General features: G+C 69.4%; 16 protein-coding genes. 1 reads left to right on the forward strand and 15 read right to left on the reverse strand.

Going from position 1 to position 17,578, the window contains the following annotated elements; translation table 11 throughout:
- Positions 1-65: 65 nt before the first annotated feature.
- The 5 genes from BWO91_RS04070 to BWO91_RS04090 all read right to left on the reverse strand — a co-directional run bounded on the left by BWO91_RS04070 (position 66) and on the right by BWO91_RS04090 (position 5,482).
- Positions 66-842, reverse strand: a complete 777-nt coding sequence (locus BWO91_RS04070; protein WP_276207394.1) for an amino acid ABC transporter ATP-binding protein — start codon at positions 840-842, stop codon at positions 66-68.
- Entirely contained in the window at positions 839-1,810 is a 972-nt protein-coding gene (locus BWO91_RS04075; protein WP_231884275.1) for an amino acid ABC transporter permease, read from the reverse strand. The genes BWO91_RS04070 and BWO91_RS04075 overlap by 4 nt, the downstream gene beginning before the upstream one ends.
- 2 nt (positions 1,811-1,812) lie before the next feature.
- Positions 1,813-2,706, reverse strand: coding sequence for an ABC transporter substrate-binding protein (locus BWO91_RS04080; protein ID WP_205847573.1), 894 nt, complete (start codon positions 2,704-2,706; stop codon positions 1,813-1,815).
- A 1-nt stretch (position 2,707) separates the two neighbouring features.
- Positions 2,708-4,411 carry an amidohydrolase gene (locus tag BWO91_RS04085; protein ID WP_079001398.1) on the reverse strand — a complete coding sequence of 568 codons (1,704 nt, stop codon included), beginning with the start codon at positions 4,409-4,411 and terminating at the stop codon, positions 2,708-2,710.
- 213 nt (positions 4,412-4,624) lie between these two features.
- The gene (locus tag BWO91_RS04090; protein ID WP_079001400.1) at positions 4,625-5,482 is read right to left on the reverse strand and encodes an SDR family oxidoreductase; all 858 of its coding nucleotides are present in this window, start codon (positions 5,480-5,482) and stop codon (positions 4,625-4,627) included.
- A 116-nt stretch (positions 5,483-5,598) separates the two neighbouring features.
- Between BWO91_RS04090 and BWO91_RS04095 the strand changes: the two genes are divergently transcribed.
- A complete protein-coding gene (locus BWO91_RS04095) occupies positions 5,599-5,970 on the forward strand; it encodes a winged helix-turn-helix transcriptional regulator (protein WP_064294176.1) in 372 nt (123 codons plus the stop codon).
- Here the strand turns inward: BWO91_RS04095 and BWO91_RS04100 are convergent.
- The 10 genes from BWO91_RS04100 to BWO91_RS04145 all read right to left on the reverse strand — a co-directional run bounded on the left by BWO91_RS04100 (position 5,967) and on the right by BWO91_RS04145 (position 17,476).
- Positions 5,967-7,220 (reverse strand): four-carbon acid sugar kinase family protein, encoded by a 1,254-nt coding sequence (locus tag BWO91_RS04100; protein ID WP_079001402.1) that lies wholly within the window; start codon positions 7,218-7,220, stop codon positions 5,967-5,969. The two genes, BWO91_RS04095 and BWO91_RS04100, sit on opposite strands and share 4 nt — an antisense overlap.
- Positions 7,221-7,323: 103 nt before the next feature.
- Positions 7,324-8,211 (reverse strand): NAD(P)-dependent oxidoreductase, encoded by an 888-nt coding sequence (locus BWO91_RS04105; RefSeq protein ID WP_079001404.1) that lies wholly within the window; start codon positions 8,209-8,211, stop codon positions 7,324-7,326.
- A gap of 180 nt (positions 8,212-8,391) precedes the next feature.
- On the reverse strand, positions 8,392-9,663 hold the full coding sequence (locus BWO91_RS04110) for an HNH endonuclease signature motif containing protein (protein WP_079001405.1): 1,272 nt from the start codon (positions 9,661-9,663) through the stop codon (positions 8,392-8,394).
- Between the two features lie 132 nt (positions 9,664-9,795).
- Entirely contained in the window at positions 9,796-10,503 is a 708-nt protein-coding gene (locus tag BWO91_RS04115; RefSeq protein ID WP_079001407.1) for a FadR/GntR family transcriptional regulator, read from the reverse strand.
- A 179-nt stretch (positions 10,504-10,682) separates the two neighbouring features.
- Positions 10,683-11,384 (reverse strand): phosphoribosylformylglycinamidine synthase subunit PurQ, encoded by a 702-nt coding sequence (purQ, locus tag BWO91_RS04120; protein ID WP_079001409.1) that lies wholly within the window; start codon positions 11,382-11,384, stop codon positions 10,683-10,685.
- Positions 11,381-11,641 (reverse strand): phosphoribosylformylglycinamidine synthase subunit PurS, encoded by a 261-nt coding sequence (gene purS, locus BWO91_RS04125; protein ID WP_064294182.1) that lies wholly within the window; start codon positions 11,639-11,641, stop codon positions 11,381-11,383. The genes purQ and purS overlap by 4 nt, the downstream gene beginning before the upstream one ends.
- Positions 11,642-11,746: 105 nt before the next feature.
- Positions 11,747-13,324 (reverse strand): APC family permease, encoded by a 1,578-nt coding sequence (locus BWO91_RS04130; RefSeq protein WP_079001410.1) that lies wholly within the window; start codon positions 13,322-13,324, stop codon positions 11,747-11,749.
- A complete protein-coding gene (locus BWO91_RS04135; protein ID WP_064294184.1) occupies positions 13,321-14,217 on the reverse strand; it encodes a universal stress protein in 897 nt (298 codons plus the stop codon). Before BWO91_RS04135 ends, BWO91_RS04130 begins: the two co-directional genes overlap by 4 nt.
- A 196-nt stretch (positions 14,218-14,413) precedes the next feature.
- Positions 14,414-15,772 carry a flavin monoamine oxidase family protein gene (locus BWO91_RS04140; RefSeq protein ID WP_079001412.1) on the reverse strand — a complete coding sequence of 453 codons (1,359 nt, stop codon included), beginning with the start codon at positions 15,770-15,772 and terminating at the stop codon, positions 14,414-14,416.
- Positions 15,773-16,009: 237 nt separating this feature from the next.
- Positions 16,010-17,476, reverse strand: a complete 1,467-nt coding sequence (locus tag BWO91_RS04145; protein WP_079001414.1) for an NAD-dependent succinate-semialdehyde dehydrogenase — start codon at positions 17,474-17,476, stop codon at positions 16,010-16,012.
- Positions 17,477-17,578: the final 102 nt, after the last annotated feature.

A 17,578-nucleotide genomic window follows, 5' to 3' on the forward strand; every position in this document is an offset into this window, starting at 1 on the left:
CCGTCCGTCCTCGGGCAGAACGCCGCCCGCTCGCCCCAGTCTGGGAGAGCGGGCGGCGTTCGTGCTCACAACACTTTCGACAGGAACGCGCGTGTCCTGGCGTGCTGCGGATTGGCGAGCACCTCGCGGGGCGCTCCCGTCTCCACGACCACGCCGCCGTCCATGAACACGAGCGAGTCGGCCACCTCTCGGGCGAACCCCATCTCGTGCGTCACGACGATCATCGTCATGCCGTCCTTCGCGAGCCCCTTCATGACGTCGAGGACCTCGCCGACCAGCTCCGGATCGAGTGCCGAGGTCGGCTCGTCGAACAGCATGAGCTTCGGATCCATCGCGAGGGCCCGCGCGATCGCGACCCGCTGCTGCTGACCGCCCGACAGGTGACCGGGGTATGCAGCCGCCTTGTCGCTCAGACCGACCCGGTCCAGGAGTTCCCGGCCGCGCTGCTCGGCGACCGCTCGCCGTTGACGCTTCACCTGCATGGGCGCCTCGATGATGTTCTCGAGCGCCGTCATATGCGGGAACAGGTTGAACCGCTGGAACACCATACCGATGTCGCGCCGCTGCTTCGCCGCCTCCTTGGGCTTCAACTCGTAGAGCTTGTCGCCTCGCTCGCGGTAGCCGATGAGGTCCCCCTCGACGAGCAACCGTCCGCCGTCGACACGCTCCAGGTGGTTGATGCAGCGCAGGAAGGTCGACTTGCCGGAGCCCGACGGCCCGACCAGGCACATGACCTCGCCGCGTCGTACCGTCAGGGAGATGTCCTTGAGGACCGTGTTCGAGCCGAAGGACTTCACCACGCCCTCCGCGCGGACCATGTCGATCGTGTCCGTGATCGTCATCGTCGTTCTCCGCTCTCGCCGTCGGTTGGGCTCTGCTTGGCGCGCGCCTCCGCCTCCTGGACCTGGATGGCCTCGGTCGTGACGGGTGCCCCCGCGTCGATCCGGGTGAGGCCGCGCGCGAACCGCTTCTCCAGGAAGTACTGCCCCACCATCAGGATCGAGGTGAACAGCAGGTACCAGAGCGACGCGACGATGAGCAACGGGATCGGGTTGAACGTCTCGGACGAGATGTCCCGCGATCTCGTGTAGAGCTCCTGCGTGAACGGGACGGCCGTCACGAGCGACGTGGTCTTGAGCATCGAGATCACCTCGTTGCCGGTCGGCGGGATGATGATCCGCATCGACTGCGGCAGGATGACCCGCCGCATCGTCTGCGCCCAGCTCATCCCGAGCGCCGTCGACGCCTCCTCCTGTCCGCGGTCCACCGACAGCAGACCGGCGCGCACGATCTCCGACATGTAGGCGGCCTCGTTGAGTGCCAGCCCGATGACGGCGATCCAGAACGTGTTCAGCGCGGCATCGGTCGGCAGCTGCGCGATCGGCGGGAGGAAGGGCAGTCCGATGTTGAGCGTCGGATAGATCGTCGCGAGCAGGCCCCAGAAGACCAGCTGCACGTAGACCGGCGTCCCGCGGAACAGCCAGACGAAGCCCCACGCGATGGCCTTGAGCACCGGGTTCGGCGACAGCCGCATGATCGCGAGCACGACGCCGAGGACGATGGCGCCGATCATCGAGTACACCGTCAGCTGCAGCGTGATGAGCGCTGCCATGGTGATCCGCCGGTCGAAGACGTACTTGCCGACGGCCGGCCAGTCGTACGCCGGCCGCGTCGCCGCGTCGACCACGAACGCGACGAGCAACAGCACGATGATGACGGCGAACACGTTCCGCCAGGGATGGCGGAGCTTGACGACCTTCAACGGCACCGGGGGCGCGGACGCCGTCCCGGTGATTCTGGAGTCGCTCACGGTCAGCTCGTCGCGCCGTTGATGTCGATCTTGTCGAGGGCGCCGGACTCGACGCCCCACTTGCTCAGGATCGAGCCGTAGGTGCCGTCGTCCATGAGGGACTGCAGGGCGGCCTGGAGGGCCTTGCCGAGGTCGCCACGGTCCTTCGCGATCGGCATGCCGTAGAGGAACGTCGAGTAGACGTCACCGGAGAGTTCGAGCTTGCCGTCGCTCTGCTGGACGGCGTACTGCACGACCGGGGAGTCGGCGGTCATCGCGTCGGCGCGGCCGAGTGTGACTGCAGCCGTGGCCTCGTCCTGCGTGTCGTAGCCGAGGGCCTCGATCGCCGGCTTACCGGCGTCGGTGCAGGCCTGCGACTTGGCGGGGACGTCGTCGAGGGCCTCCGTCGTGCCGTTCTGGACGGCGACCTTCAGCCCGCAGGCGTTGTCGGGGTCGACGGACTTGCCCGCCAGGGTCGCCCACTGGATCCCGGCCGTGTAGTAGTCGATCATGTCGACCTGCTGCTGACGCTCCTTGGTGTCGAAGAACGACGACAGCCCGACGTCGTACTTGCCACCGGTGATGCTCGGGATGATGTTGTCGAACTTCGCCACCTGGTAGTCGGTGGTGAGGCCGAGCTTGCCGGCCATCGCGTCGGCGAGCTCGATCTCCCAACCGATCGGGTCGCCGTTCGCGTCCTTGAACTCATTGGGCGCGTAGGTCGCGTCGGTGCCGAGGATGAGCTTGCCGGCCTGACGGATGTCGTCGGGGAGGAGCGCCTCGGCGGCCTTGTCGACGGTCACCGCGGCGGTGGAGCCGGTGGCGTCGGGCGTGGCGACCTCGTTGTTGACGCAGCCGGTGAGCAGCAGCGCGGCGGCGGCCGTGAGTGCGGCCGGGAGCAGGTATCGGTTCTTCATGTCAGGTTCCTTGCTCGGTTGATGTGGTGGTGGAGGTGAAGACGCGGCGTCCGGCGATCCAGGTCCCGACGGTCCTGGTGTGCGCGATCTCGGTGGTGGGGCCGGCGAACGGGTCACGGTCGACGAGGACGAGGTCTGCGACGGCGCCGACCTCGATCACGCCGGTGTCGTCGCGGTGGTCGATCCGGTTGGACCCGTGCGTGTACGCGGCGATCGCCGCTCGGAGCGTCAGCGACTGTCCTGGGTTGAGCGGTTCGGGGTGGTGGTCGGGATCGTCGGCCGGCAGCGTGCGGTTGACCGCCACATGCAGGGCCTGCCACGGGTCGGGGGTCGTGACGGGCCAGTCCGATCCGGCACAGAGCAGGGTGCCGAGTCGTGCCGCATCGCCGAACGGATACTGCCAGGAGGCGCGTTCGTCGCCGAGCAGCGGCAGGTTCAGCTCGACCATCTGGGGCTCCCACGTGGCCCAGAGCGCCTGCATGTTCATCGTGACGCCGAGTCGGGCGAACCGCGGCAGGTCGTCGGGATGGACGATCTGCACGTGCGCGATGTGGTGCCGGTTGTCGCTCTCGCCGTTGCGCTCCCGCGCGGCCTCGAGGGCGTCGAGGCACTCGCGGACCGCCCGGTCGCCGATCGCGTGGAAGTGGACCTGGAACCCCGCGGCGTCCAGCCTCGTGACCGCCTCGACGAGGATCGCGGGCTCCAGGAAGGAGATGCCGCGTTCGGGCGCGGTGTCTCCGCAGTGACAGGTGCGCAGGTAGGGGTCGATCATCGCGGCGGTCCGGTTCTCGGGGATGCCGTCCTGCATGATCTTGACGGTGCCCGCGGTGAAGCGCCCGGTCGTCGTCCCGAGGGCCGCGGCGCGGCGCGCGATCGCGTCGCGGCGAGCGATGAGTTCGTCGATCTGCTCGAGTCCACGATCCCGGTCCCACCAGAGCGCCCCCACGACGTCGCTCATGAGCAACCCGTCCGCCATCGCCTGCAGGTAGGCGTCGCTCGTATCGGTGTGGCTGCCGTAGTCGCCGACGATCGCGTCCTGCCAGCCGGTGACGCCGAAGCCGTGGAGGGTCTGCTGGGCTGCGACGAGGGCGGCCGCGACGTCCTCGTCGGTGTCGACGGGGACGAACCGGGACACGAGCGAGCGGGCACCCTCGTGGAGCATGCCGTTCGGGGTGCCGTCCGCGTCCCGTTCGATCCGGCCGTCGGCGGGGTCCGGTGTGGTGTGGTCGACGCCGGCGAGGCGGAGCGCCTCGGTGTTCACCCAGGCTCCGTGGTGATCGCGATTCTGGAGGAAGACGGGCCGGTCCGGCACCACTCGGTCGAGCTCCGCGGCGAGCGGGGTGCCGCCGGGGAAGGCGGCCTGTTGCCAGCCGCCGCCGACGATCCACGGGCGCTCGGGGTGGGCCTCGGCGTAAGCGGCGATCGTGGCGAGGTATCCCTCGGGGGTGCGCTCGCCCGACAGATCGCACGCGAGCTGTTCGAGTCCGGCCTCGATCGGGTGGACGTGCGCGTCCACGAAGCCGGGGAGCAGGAGACCGTCTCGGAGGTCTACGATCTCGGTGTCGGGACCGATCGCCGCGTGTGCGTCAGCGTCGAGGGCGACGATCCGGCCGTCGGAGATGGCGACGGCACCGTTCTGCGGCGTGAGCAGGGCGTTCCGGAAGACGGTGCCTCCGGTGAAGACCGTGTCCGCGTTGCTCGTCATATCACCTGCTCGAAGCGTCGGTGGTGCCGTCTGGCCGGCGCGTCATCCTCGGCGCGCTAGCGGTATCGAGAGCATAACCCGGATCGAGGTGACGGATTCGTGCGTCGGATCGCGTTTCTGCAACGGAATCCTTCAGCCGGAGTGTCAGCGCACGCGAACGGGCCCGGAGCGTGCGCTCCGGGCCCGGCTGATTGCAGGAGATGTCGACGCGGCTCAGGCGACGAGCGTGCGCAAGCCCTCGACCAGCGGCGTCGTGGGGTGGCCGATCAACCGACCGAGGTCGCCGCTCGTCTCGGCGAGGAGGCCGTCGCGGGTGTTGCCGTCGAGCGCGACGACGAAGCCCGCGGTGCCCTCGTCGAGACCGGCCGCCAGCAAGGCCTTCATGTGGTCCTCGGGCGAGAGGTCCTGGTAGACGACCTCTCGGCCGACGACCTCGCCGATCGCCTGCGCCAGCTCGGGGTGCGACCACGCGACGTCGCCGGCGAGCTCGTAGGCCTTGCCCTCGTGGCCGTCGGTGGTGAGGACGACGGCGGCCGCCTCCGCGTAGTCGGTGCGAGACGCGCTCGACACGAGACCGTCGCCGACGCTCCCGACGAACGATCCGGTCGCCTTGGCCTGGTCGACGGACTGGCCGTAGTTCTCGGTGTACCAGCCGTTGCGGAGGATGGTGAAGGGGAGACCGGACGCGTGGATGAGCTCCTCGGTCGCCTTGTGCTCGGGGGCGAGGATCAGCGGGGAGGTGTCGGCCCGGAGCGCGCTCGTGTAGACGAGGCGGGCGACGCCGGCGCGCTTGGCGGCGTCGATGACGGCTGCGTGCTGGGCGACGCGCTGGCCGACCTCGCTCCCGGAGACGAGCAGCAGGGTGTCGCCGGCCTCGAGGACGGCGTCGAGGGTGGCCGGGTCGGTGAAGTCGACCTTCGCGGTGCGGACGCCCTGTGCGGCGAGATCGGCCAGTGCCTCGGTCCGGCGGCCGGTGGCGACGATGGTGGCGGGGTCGGTGCCGCGGGCGAGCAGGTGCTCGACGACGAGGTGGCCGAGGTGGCCGGTGGCTCCGGTGACGACGAGAGACATGTGAGGGTCCTTTCGATGGGGTTCGCTGAGGAGGAACCCGCTTCCGATCACATTACTTCCCGATCTGCAGTACCCACTTTGAGGTAAGCTACTGTCCGACGAGTAAGGAATGAGTCATGACGAGCGTGGACACGCAGCTGGGAAGACGCCCTGGATTCACCGACGGCATCCTGCCTGCCGCATGCCCCTCGCGCACGGTGCTCGACCACGTGACCAGCAAGTGGGGCGTCCTCGTCCTCCTGGCGCTGTCCGACGGCACCCATCGCTGGGGTGAGCTGCGACGGGTGGTCCAGGGCATCAGCGAGAAGATGCTGGCCCAGACACTCCGGACGCTCGAGGAGGACGGCCTCGTCGTCCGCGTCGCGCACCCCGAGATCCCGCCCCGTGTCGAGTACAGCCTGAGTGACCGCGGTCGCGACCTCAACGAGCACCTGATGCCCTTGATGGCGTGGATCGACCACAACGCGTCAGAGATCCTCGGGCGCTAGGCGGTCCGGCCGAGCGCGGTGAGGACGTCGACGAGTGTCGACGGGTCGCCGACGTTGCCCGGGACGACCACGTAGAGCTTCTCCTCGTGCTCGGGTGTCACCACACTCCACACCGAGACCCCGGGCAGCACCTGTCCGAGGACGCGAGCGCGTCGTGCACCGAGTCCGACCCGGGCGACCTCGGCGGAGGTGATGCCGCCCTTCGACACGACGACCTCAACCGATCGTCGGAGCGCAGCGGTCGCCGACGTCAGTGCGATCATCACCCGCTCACCGTGGTCGAGCGTGTTGTGCGAGGCGTCCCGTTCCCGCTCGGACGAGATCGCGGCGAACCCCGTCGCGGTGAGTCTCGCTCGAGCGGCCTCCGCCACGGCCCGCCCGGTGGCGACGGCATCCTGGAGGGCGTCGCTCGTGGGGACGATCTCGGCGGGACCGAACGCCGCCTCGACGGGCGCGAGCTGTCGCGTCGCACCGATGATGTGGGAGCCGCAGACGAGGAGCGCGGCGACCGGCTCCGCGACGAGCGGCGAGGGCAGGAGGCCGTCGCTCTCGACGCCCGCGATGGCTGCAGCGAGGGGTGACGCGGACCGGACGACCACGTCGGCTCCGTCGGCCCACGCCGCCGTGATGGCCTGCGCGATGATCCGCACGTCGTCTCCGGTCTCCGCGTCCGGAAGGAGCACCGTTCCGGGAACGGCATCACGGAGAGCTGCACGGAACTCGGCGGCGCCGTCGCGGAGACCCGCCAGGCCGAAGTGGGCGGCCTCCCGACCGGACTGCTCGCGCACGTAGTCCGGCAGGTGTCCCGAGCGGAACGGGAACACGGGGTCCTGGGCGTACTCCGTCTCGTGGGCCGGCAGCGTCTCGTCGCCGATGCGGACGTAGTGGGTGCCGTCGATCGTCGTGCGCCCGCCCTCCGGGAAGGCCGGGACGAAGACGATGACGCTGCGGTCCGCGGTGAAGACGGCGGTCTCGGGGAACACGTGCCCGCGCAGGGTCGAGTCGCCTCGGAGGACGACGTGCACCCGTTCGCCGAGACGGCGTCCCGCCTCCTCCGCCTCGGCTCGAGTGCGTTCGAGGAGCGCCACTGCCTCCCCCTCGGGGACGGCGCGGGTGTTCGTGAGCAGGTAGACCGCGTCGGCTCCGTCGAGAGCCTGCTCGATGAGATCGGCGTCCCATTCGAGGAGGACGTCGACGCCGGACGCCGACTGCGTGCCGGTGGGATCGTCGTCGAGGATGATCGTCTTCATGCGGGGGTCTCCTGGCGGGGTTCGCGGTCAGCTCGGACGATCCCGGGCGCCCTGCGCGGCGTTCCTGGGCCATGCGACGTGTCGTCGTCGAGGATGAGGGTCTTCATGCGTGGGTCTCCTGGTAGGTCTCGATCACGCGGGAGTCGTCGCGTGCGCCGAGGCCCGACGCTGCAGCGGCGAGGAAGCGTTCGCGCGCTGCGTCCAGGACTGGGGTCGCGGCTCCGGCGGCGCTCGCCGCATCGGCGACGAGGCCCGTGTCCTTCACGAAGATGTCGACACGGCTCATCACCGGGGCGTCGGTGTCCTGCAGCATGCGGGGTCCGCGGTCCGACAGCATCCAGGACGCGGCTGCACCGGACTCGACGAGGGGGAGGACCGCCGCCGGGTCGAGTCCGAGTGAGGACGCGAGGGCGAGGGCCTCGGCGGCTGCGGCGATGTGCACGGCGCAGAGGTGCTGGTTGACGACCTTGATCGCCTGGCCGTCCCCGATGGCTTCGCCGACGATCCTGGCGGTGCCGAGGGCGGCGAGTGGTTCGGATGCGGCGGCGGTCGCGCTCGGGGATCCGGAAACGAACATGGTGAGCTCGCCGGTGCTTGCGCGTGCCACGCCGCCGGTGACCGGGGCGTCGACGACCGCTGCGCCCGCGGCTTCGAGACGGTCGGCCTGCTCGACCACGGAGGCGGGGCCGACGGTGCTCATGATGATCCAGGTCTGGCCGGCGGGGTGGGTGTCGGCGATGGCGAGGGTGACGAGTTCGGCGAGCTGGTCGGGCGTCGCGACCATGACCACGACGGTGTCGGCCTGCGGTGCCTCGGTGATGGATTCGACCGCGCTGATCCCGGCGGCGGCCGCGCGTTCCCGTGCGGCGGGGAAGGGATCGACGCCCGTGACCCGGTGGCCGGCCGCGGCGAGCTGGGCGGCCATCGGCAGGCCGATCGCGCCGATACCGACGAAGGTGATGGTGTGTGCGGGCTGTGGCGTCGATGCCATGGCGTCCTCCGGTGGATTGGTTGGACCAATCGTAACCGTGGACGTCGGCCCGGGCAAGCGCCCGGTGGTGGGTGCCCGGCTGCCCGTCGAAACGCCGACGAGGACCGAATCGTTACGGCCATACCTCTCCCGGTCACTGAGCCTGTCGACGTGCCCACGAAGGGGTCTTCGTCGGCGGGGTCAGAACGGCGCCGGGTCGGGCTTTGTCCGGTGGTGCTTCCCGTCGGGTGTCGTCCACTCGAGCACCCCACCGGGCCTGTGGTCGAGGTTCCACCCGGGGAGATGCTTCATCCGGTGATGATGTCGACAGAGACAGGCGAGATTGCCGACATCCGTCGTCCCGCCGTCCTCCCACGCGACCGAATGATCGAGATCGCACGCTCTGGCCCGTCTGCCGCAGCCCGGTGCCCGACAAGTGCCGTCCCGGAGGCGCACCGCCCGTTGGAGATCGGCGGGAACGCGGTACTGGCCCCGCCCGACGGAAAGGACTGCGCCGGTTTCCGGTTGGACGAGGATCCGGGTGAAGCTGGGGGCGTTCACGGCGATACGTGCTGCGGTCTCAGGGTCGATGGGCCCGTAGCCGTCGAGCGTCGCCGGGGCATCGCTCACGCCGGCCATCGTGAGCGCCGGGACCGTGATCTGCACGGTCGGCTTGATGTGCTCCTGCACCTCGATCGGGTGCGGGAGCACCGGGCTGGACGCAACGTCGTCCGGTGTGACGCCGGTGAGGGCGAGCGCCGCCAGGGCGTCGGCCTGCAGTTGTGCGCACGTGCGGGTGTCGCCGGCTGCGCGTGACTCCGCTGCGGCGGCCTCGACGCGCTCGATGATGCCCTGGGCGATGGGCGCCGTGGTGAACAGATGCACCCAGGCCATGCCGTCCGCTGCGGGCTCGAACTCCACCCGACGGTCCGCCTCGGACCGCCGGGCGCGGGCGGTGATCGACTCGGGGTGCAGTCGCTCGCGCAGGATGCGGGCGCGTCTGCGGAGGTTCGCGTTGGTCGACTCTTCCGCAACCGGCAGGACCTCAGCGAGGAACACCGTTCGCCCTGCGGTCGGCACGTCGCCGAGCTGGTCCGTGATGGTCTGCGCATGACGGGCGGAGATACGACCGGCCTCAAGTGAGGCAAGCACAGCCGGCGCTTCGTTGACGAGCAGTTCGGCATCGTTGGTCGCACGCTGAACGGTCCGTTCCGGCGTCCGTGTCGCCATCGCGAGCGCCGCACAGGTCGACCGGCGCGACAGGGCCTGCCGTTCCGCCGGCGGGAAGATCGCCGGAACCGTGGCGTCGGCGAAGGCGTCCGCGTAGGCGGCGGAACGGGCCAGTAGTCGGGCCTCCTCGGCGTCCAGCTTGGCGCGACGCCGCTGGATGTCCGCGTACTGGTCCGAGAACTCCGCGAGGCGCGCGGCGTCTTCGTCGCTCGCGCGGATCGCCGTGGTGCTGGTCTCGGTCATGGAACCAGTCCATCATGGACCACTGACATTCCAGATGGTGAGTCGGCCCGGTTGTGGAAGTGTCCTCGTGGGCCCTTCGACAGGCTCGGGGACCGGTCGAGGTTGGCCGGACGGGGTCGGGGTCGCGACGCGTCAGCTCGCGGCGTCGTCGGCTTCGAGCTGCAACCAGTCCTCGAAGTGCTGGCGCATCGCGCGCCTTGCGGCCTCGGCGTCTCGAGCGCCCAGCGCGTCGACGACGGCGTAGTGGACACTGTCGGTCCGCCGCACCCCGCGCTCGTCCGGCTGCTCCACCTCGAGCGCGCGGAGTCGACGCTGCCGGATCGTCTCGCGGAGCACGTGACTGAAGCCCTCGTGCATGAGTCGGAAGATCGGGTCGTCGACGATGGCGTTCAGTCGGCTGTGGAAGTCGACGTCGGCCTCGAGCGCGGCATCGTGATCCCCGGCGAGCGTCGCGGCGATCATGCGGTCGACGTCGCCGCGCAGCACCGCGACCGCTTCGTCGGTGACGAGCCCGGCCGCCGCCTCGGCGACGGTCTCCTCGAGCATCATGCGCGAGCGGGCGAACTGATCGTCGGACAGGTAGCCCAGCTGACGGGAGATGGTGAACCAGCTGCGGACGAAGTCGTCGCCCGGGGCGTCGATGGAGGTGCCCCGCCCCTGGGTGCGGTGGAGGAAGCCGAGCCGTTCGAGGACGGCGAGCTGCTCGCGGAGGGCGCCGCGGCTCATCTGCAGTGCCTCGCCGAGTTCGCGTTCGGGCGGCAGACGCCGCGCGGAGGTGCCGGGCTCCGGCGTGGCCAGCTCCACGAGCCTCGCCACGAGCGCTTCGAGCGGCTCCGCCATCCTGCCCCCTCGATTGGTCCGACCAGTGTCGATGGTAGCTGGTGGTACTGGCCACCCTTCGACAAGCTCAGGGACCACGGTGTGGGGCTCAGGGACCGGGCGGGGCTCAGGGATGCGCCCATCGACGCAACACGCCCGCCCCGACGGATCGGGACGGGCGTGGAGAGGACGTGTGTTGGCTAGACCGCCTGGAGGGCCTGGACCGCGCTCGTAAAGAAGGCGAGACCGTCGACACCGGAGCGCATGGCGACCGGGGTGTCGGGACCGAAACCGGGCTCGATCGCGTGCTCGGGGTGCGGCATGAGGCCCACGACGTTGCCGGCTGGGTTCGTGAGGCCGGCGATGTCGTCGAGCGAACCGTTCGGGTTCACGCCCGCGTAGCGGAAGGCGACCAGGCCCTCGCCCTCGACGCGTGCCAGGGTCTCGGCGTCGGCGATGTAGCCGCCGTCGGCGTTCTTGAGCGGGATGGTGATCTCCTGCCCCTTCGAGAACTGGTGGGTCCAGGCGGTGTCGGCGTTCTCGACCTTGAGCAGCTGGTCGCGACGGATGAACTGCTGGTGGGCGTTCCGGATGAGGCCACCGGGCAGCAGGTGCGCCTCGACGAGCATCTGGAAGCCGTTGCAGATCCCGAGGATCGGCATGCCCTTGCCGGCGGCGTCCTTCAGCTCGGTCATGATCGGGGACACAGCCGCGATCGCCCCGGCACGGAGGTAGTCGCCGTAGCTGAATCCACCCGGAAGGATGACGGCGTCGACGCCCTGGAGGTCGTGGTCGCCGTGCCAGAGCGCGACGGGCTCGGCACCCGCCATGCGGACCGCACGCTGGGCGTCGCGGTCGTCGAGCGAACCGGGGAAGGTGATGACGCCGATACGGGTCGTCATGCCTCGGAGCCCTCGGGGTAGTGGATGGCCACGACGTCCTCGATCACGGCGTTCGAGAGGATGTCGTCGGCGATCTGCTGCACCGTGGCGCGCGTGGCGTCGGTGATGGGGCCGTCGACCGTGAGTTCGAACCGCTTGCCGATGCGGACATCGGTGAACTCGCTCTTGCCGAGACGCGCGAGGGCGCCGGCGACGGCCTTGCCCTGGGGGTCCAGCAGTTCGGCTTTCGGCATGACTTCTACGACGATGGTCGGCACGGAGGTCTCTTTCGTTGCGACGCGGCGGGGATGCGAACAGTCTAGCGCCGAGCACACGACGACCGTCCGACGGCGGGGCCTCGGACGGTCGTCGTGGTCAGCGGATCATTCCGGGAGGGCGGCGTCCGCTTCGTTCGCGTCGCCGGCGATGCCGCGGGCGAGCGTCTTGTTGCGGAAGAAGTCCGGTCGGAGCTTCGCCTGGATGAGCATGATGACGATGCCCGCCACGATGATGATCATGCCGAGGATGAACACGAGCCCGACACCGCCGATGTTCGACCCGCTGCCGTAGTCGGGGTCCGCGCTCTCGATGATCGTGGTGAAGAAGAGCACGCCCAGGATGAGACCGCCGACGAGCGGGGAGAAGAACTGGAAGAAGAAGTTCCGTGCGCTCGAGAACCACTGCTTCCGGAAGTACCAGACGCACGCGAACGCCGTCAGGCCGTAGTAGAAGCAGATCATCATGCCGAGGGTCGTGATCGTGTCCCAGAGCACGTCCTCGGAGATGAAGCGCATGACCGCATAGAACACCGACGCGACGACACTCGAGACGATCGTCGCGTAACCGGGCGTGAAGAACTTCGGGTGCACCTTCGAGAACTTCGGCGACAGCGCGCCGTAGTGTCCCATCGCGAGCAGGGTCCGCGCAGGCGAGACGAACGTCGACTGCAGCGAGGCGGCCGAGGACGACAGCACCGCGATCGACACGAGGATCGCGAGCGGGCCGAGGATGGGCCCCGCGAGCGAGAAGAACACGTTGCCCTGGATGTCCTCGTTGCCGAGACCGAACTCGCCGTCGCCGACGCCCGCGTAGTTGATGAGCGCGACCGACAGGAACAGGTAGAGGACGACGATGATGATGACGGTCGCGGTGGCGGCCTTGCCCGGCGTCGAGCTCGACCCCTTCGTCTCCTCGCTCATCGTCAGCGTGACGTCCCAACCCCAGAAGATGAAGATGGAGAGCGAGAGGCCTGCGGCGAAGGCGCTGAACGACCCGACGGCGAACGGGTTGAACCAGTCGAGCGAGATCGGGAGGGCGTCGAACGCGTCACCGCCCGCCACGTGCGCGAAGGCGACGATGCCGAACAGCACCATCACGAGCAACTGGAAGCCCACGAGCACGTACTGCAGCTTCTGCGTCGTCTGCATGTCGCGGTAGGAGATGAGCGTCGCCCCGAGCATGAACGCCAGACAGGTGATGACGTTGATGAACGGGTTCGACGTGAGGCCGGCGATGTCGGGGTTCTGGAAGATCTGCGACAGCATCAGGTAGAAGAAGTCGACCGCGATGCCCGCGAGGTTCGAGAGCACGACGATGGTCGCGGCGATGAGGCCCCAACCGGCCATCCAACCGACCCACGGGCCGAACGCTCGCGTCGCCCAGGTGAACGAGGTGCCGGAGTCCGGCATGCGGCTGTTGAGTTCCCGGTAGCCGAAGGCGACGAGCAGCATCGGGATGAAGCCGACGAGGAAGATGGCAGGCACGTGGGTGCCGACCTCCGCGACCGTCGGACCGAGGGCGCCGGTCAGGGTGTACGCCGGGGCGATGCACGAGATGCCGATGACGATCGCACCGATGAGGCCGACGGTGCCGGCGCCGAGGCCTTTCTTGGAGAGGGCGCCCGTCGCGGTCGTCTCGGGGTGGGCGACGTCGCGAGGCGGGGTGGTTTCGGGAGGAGTCATGTCGGGTCTCCGAGGGTCAGCACGGAGTCGCGGGGCACGACCACCATGGGTACGGGGAGCTCACGCAGCATCTTCGCTGCCGTGGAGCCGAGGAAGAGGTGCTTCGGGGTCGCGAGTCGGCTGGAACCGACGAGCACGATCTCCGCGGGCTTCCACTCGAGGTTCGAGACGGCGTCCTCGATACGGGTGCCAGAGGCGATCTCGGTGGTCACGTCGATGTCCTTCGGCAGGTGCTCGGTCGCGTAGGCGAGGACCTCCGCCGCGTGCGACTCGGCCCTTGCGGTCGCCTCGGGGTGCTCGGCGCCTTCCGGCTGGTCGAGCGCGACGAGCGAGACCAGCCGGAGCGGGATGACCGCGTTCTTGGCGACGACGATGGCCGCGTCGAGCAGCTGGTGCGCGCCGGCACGGGTGCCGATCGCGCAGGTGATGCGGCTGACGGTGCCGCCGGTAGGCTGGGCCTCGAGGAGGTCCCGGCTGCCGACCGGAGCGAGGGCGACCGGGACGACCGCCGAGTGCAGGAGCGTGTTCGCGACGCTGCCGAGCGTGAACCGCCCGAGGAGTCCACCGCGAGCCGCACCGATGATGATGAGCCCGCCCTCGAGGATGCGGGAGGCCTCCAAGAGGCCCTCGGCGAACGACTCGTCGTACACGAGGTGCGTCTTGGCGGTGATGTCGGCTGGGACCGCGTCGAGCGCCTCGGCGAGCCAGCGTTCGGCCGTCTCACGGAGGAACCGTTCGTACCCGGGATCGGCCGGGGTGATCGTCGGGCGTTCCTCGTTCGCGAGCACGAGGACGATGTCGAGCCGGGCTCCGGTGGTCCGAGCGATCCGGATGCCGAGCGCGAGCGCGTCGCGTCCCGCCGGCGTATCGGTGTAGCCAACGATGTATCTCATCTGGTGTTCGCTTTCGATCGGGTGCGAGCGTGTGATGGCGGTTCCTGAGCCTGTCGAAGGGCGGGACCGGGACCAGGATGCACGGCGGTGTGCGGGTGTTTCGTTGGTGCAGGGTATCGACGGGGGTGGCCCTTCGACAAGCTCAGGGACCGGAGGTGGTGGGCGGGGAGCGGAGCGGGCCCCGCTCCCCGGATCGCTACGCCTGGTGGCGGGCGATGATCGCCTCAGCGGTGTCGGCGCCCTTGCGGATCGCGCCGTCCACGTGCTGGTAGCCCTCGGCGGCGAGGTCGCTCGTCGACCAGAAGATCGGACCGACCGGCGTCGACTGCATGGCGCCGTAACGCGAGAGGCCGCCGAGGTCGAAGCTCGCCGCGTACGCGCCTCGCGTCCACTCCTCGCTGCCCCAGTCGCTCTCGTAGTAGACGACGGGGGAGAGGGCCTGCTCGCCGTAGTAGTGGGAGAGCGAGGTGAGGATCCGTTCGCGACGCTCCTCGGCGCTCAGCTTGAAGACCTCGTCGGCGCGCTCGTCCGAGACGAACCCGACGAGCGTGCCGCGCGGGTCCTCGTGGTTCGTGTTGTCGTAGGCCTCGTGGACGAGCTCGTACGGGCTGAACGCGGTGGCCGACAGGCCGTCCTCGCGCCAGAACGGCGTCTCGTACACGGCGTGGACCTTGATGACGAGCCCGAGCGACATGTGCTGGTGCATCTGGTGGCTGAGGCGCGGCAGCGGCGGCTGGAAGTCGATGCGGGAGTAGAGGTTCGGCGGAACGGCGACGATCGCGTACCGCGCGTTGACCGTCACACTGTCCGCCTCGGCCGAGACGCCGGTGTCGGACCACTCGAGGCGGCGCACGGGCGAAGACAGGTGGACGTCGTCGCCGAGGGCCTCGGCGAGCTTGATCGGGACCTGCTGCAGGCCGCCGACGACGCGCTTGTCGAGGATGAAGTCGGCCTCGACGAGGTGGGTGAAGCTGCCGGCGGACGCCGCCATGAGGAGCGCCTGCAGGAGCGAGAAGGAGTGGGAGGGCTTCGTGAGCATCGCGGCGGCGATGAAGAGGGCGATGTTGTCGCGCGCCTCGACGTCGTCCGTCTGCTCGGCGAGCCAGGCGCTCCACGAGATGCGGTCGTACTCCTTCGCCCGGGCGTGCGCCCACGGCTCGGTGACGCCGACCTCCTCCACGAGCTCGTCGAGGAGGGTGATGAGTCGCTCCATCTCCGCTGCGGTCGACTCGGCGACGGGGAAGATGTCGCCCGTGAAGCGGGTGCGCACGCCCTCGGCATCGACGTAGACGCTGTCGCCCTCGCGGTAGCGGGAGTAGGTGTCGAGCCCGAGCTCCTCGAGTGTGGCGAGCAGCGCGGTCTGGTCGGGGGAGACCCACTGGCCGCCCAGCTCGAGCATGGCTCCGTCGATATGGTTCGTCCAGAGGCGACCACCGACGCGGTCACGCGCCTCGAGGACGGCGACGGACAGGCCCGCCGCGCGGAGCTTGGTGGCGGCCGTGAGCCCGGAGGCCCCGGCGCCGATGATGACGACGTCGCGTTCGATTGCGCTCATGAGGTGTCTTCCTGTTCGTGGCCCTTCGACGAGCTCAGGGACCGGGGTGGTGCTCGGGGCCGGGTGGTGCTCGGGACCGGGGTGGTGCTCGGGGCCGGGATGGTGCTCGGGTGGTGCTCGGACCCGGCGCCGATAGTCGAGTATGGCGGATCCGGCGGTCGGATGGAACCGAGGATGGCGAGGTCGCCGGTCGGATCGGTGATCGACGACGGTTTCCGTTGTGCCGACCGAGGTGGATCAGCCGATGGGCGTCATGGTGTACTTCGTGTACAGGTACTCGTGGATGCCCTCGAGCCCGCCCTCGCGTCCGATGCCCGACTGCTTGACACCACCGAACGGTGCTGCGGCGTTCGAGATGACGCCCACGTTGAGACCCATCATGCCGGTCTGCAGGCGGCCGATCATGCGCTGTCCGCGGGCGAGGTCGGTGGTGAACACGTAGGAGACGAGCCCGTACTCGGTGTCGTTCGCGAGCCGCACGGCCTCATCCTCGTCGTCGAACGGCACGATCGCGAGGACCGGGCCGAAGATCTCCTCACGGAGGATGTCGGACCCCGGTACGACCCCGGTGACGACCGTCGGCTGGAAGAAGGTGCCCGGTCCGTCGACGGCCTCGCCGCCGGTGAGGACCTCGGCGCCGCGCTCGACGGCGTCGCCCACGAGGGTCTTCGCCTTCGTGACCGCGCGGTCGTCGATGAGTGGGCCGATCGTCACGCCGTCCTCGGTGCCACGACCGATGCGGAACGCGTTCACCTTGTCGGTGACGCGCTTCGCGAACTCATCCGCGACGTCGCGGTGGACGATGAAGCGGTTCGCCGCGGTGCACGCCTGTCCGATGTTGCGGAACTTGGCGGCCATCGCGCCCTCCACGGCCTTATCGAGGTCGGCGTCCTCGAACACGACGAACGGGGCGTTGCCGCCGAGCTCCATGGAGGTGCGGAGGACGTTCTTCGCGGACTGCTCGATGAGCTTCTGACCGACGGCCGTCGAGCCCGTGAAGCTCAGCTTGCGGAGCCGCGGGTCGGCGATGATCGGGCCGGAGACCGCGGAGGAGCTGGAGGTGGTGATGACGTTCACGACGCCGGCGGGGAGCCCGGCGTCCTCGAGCAGCTTCACGAAGTACAGGGTCGTGAGCGGGGTGAGCTCGGCGGGCTTGACGACGACCGTGCAGCCGGCTGCGAGCGCCGGGGCGATCTTGCGGGTCGCCATCGCGAGGGGGAAGTTCCACGGGGTGATGAGGAAGCACGGGCCGACGGGGTGCTGCGAGACGGTCATCATGCCGGTGCCCTCGGGGTTCGACCCGTAGCGTCCGGAGATGCGGACGGCCTCCTCGGAGAACCAGCGGAGGAACTCACCACCGTAGGTGACCTCGCCGTTCGCCTCGGCGAGCGGCTTGCCCATCTCGAGCGTCATGAGGAGGGCGAACTCCTCGCGACGCTCCTGCAGGAGGTCGAAGGCCTTCCGGAGGATGTTGGAGCGGGTGCGGGGAGCGGTCGCCGCCCACTCGTCCTGGGCTGCGACCGCGGCGTCGAGGGCCGCCGTGCCGTCGGCGACCGAGGCGTCCGCGATCGTCTTGATGACGTCGCCGGTGGACGGGTCGCTCACGTCGAGCGTCGCGCCCTCCGTCGCGTCGCGCCAGACGCCTCCGATGAACAGGCCGTTCGGGACCTTGGCGAGCAGATCGGTTTCACGTGCGTCGGTCATGGGGGGAGCTCCTTGGTGGTGTCGGTGCCGTCGGTCACAGTGTTTCAGCGTGCATGCCCCTCGACAAGCTCAGGGTCCGGGGTTGTGCTGCGGGGGCCGCCT

The organism is Plantibacter flavus (genome assembly GCF_002024505.1).
Classification (GTDB): Bacteria; Actinomycetota; Actinomycetes; order Actinomycetales; family Microbacteriaceae; genus Plantibacter; species Plantibacter flavus_A.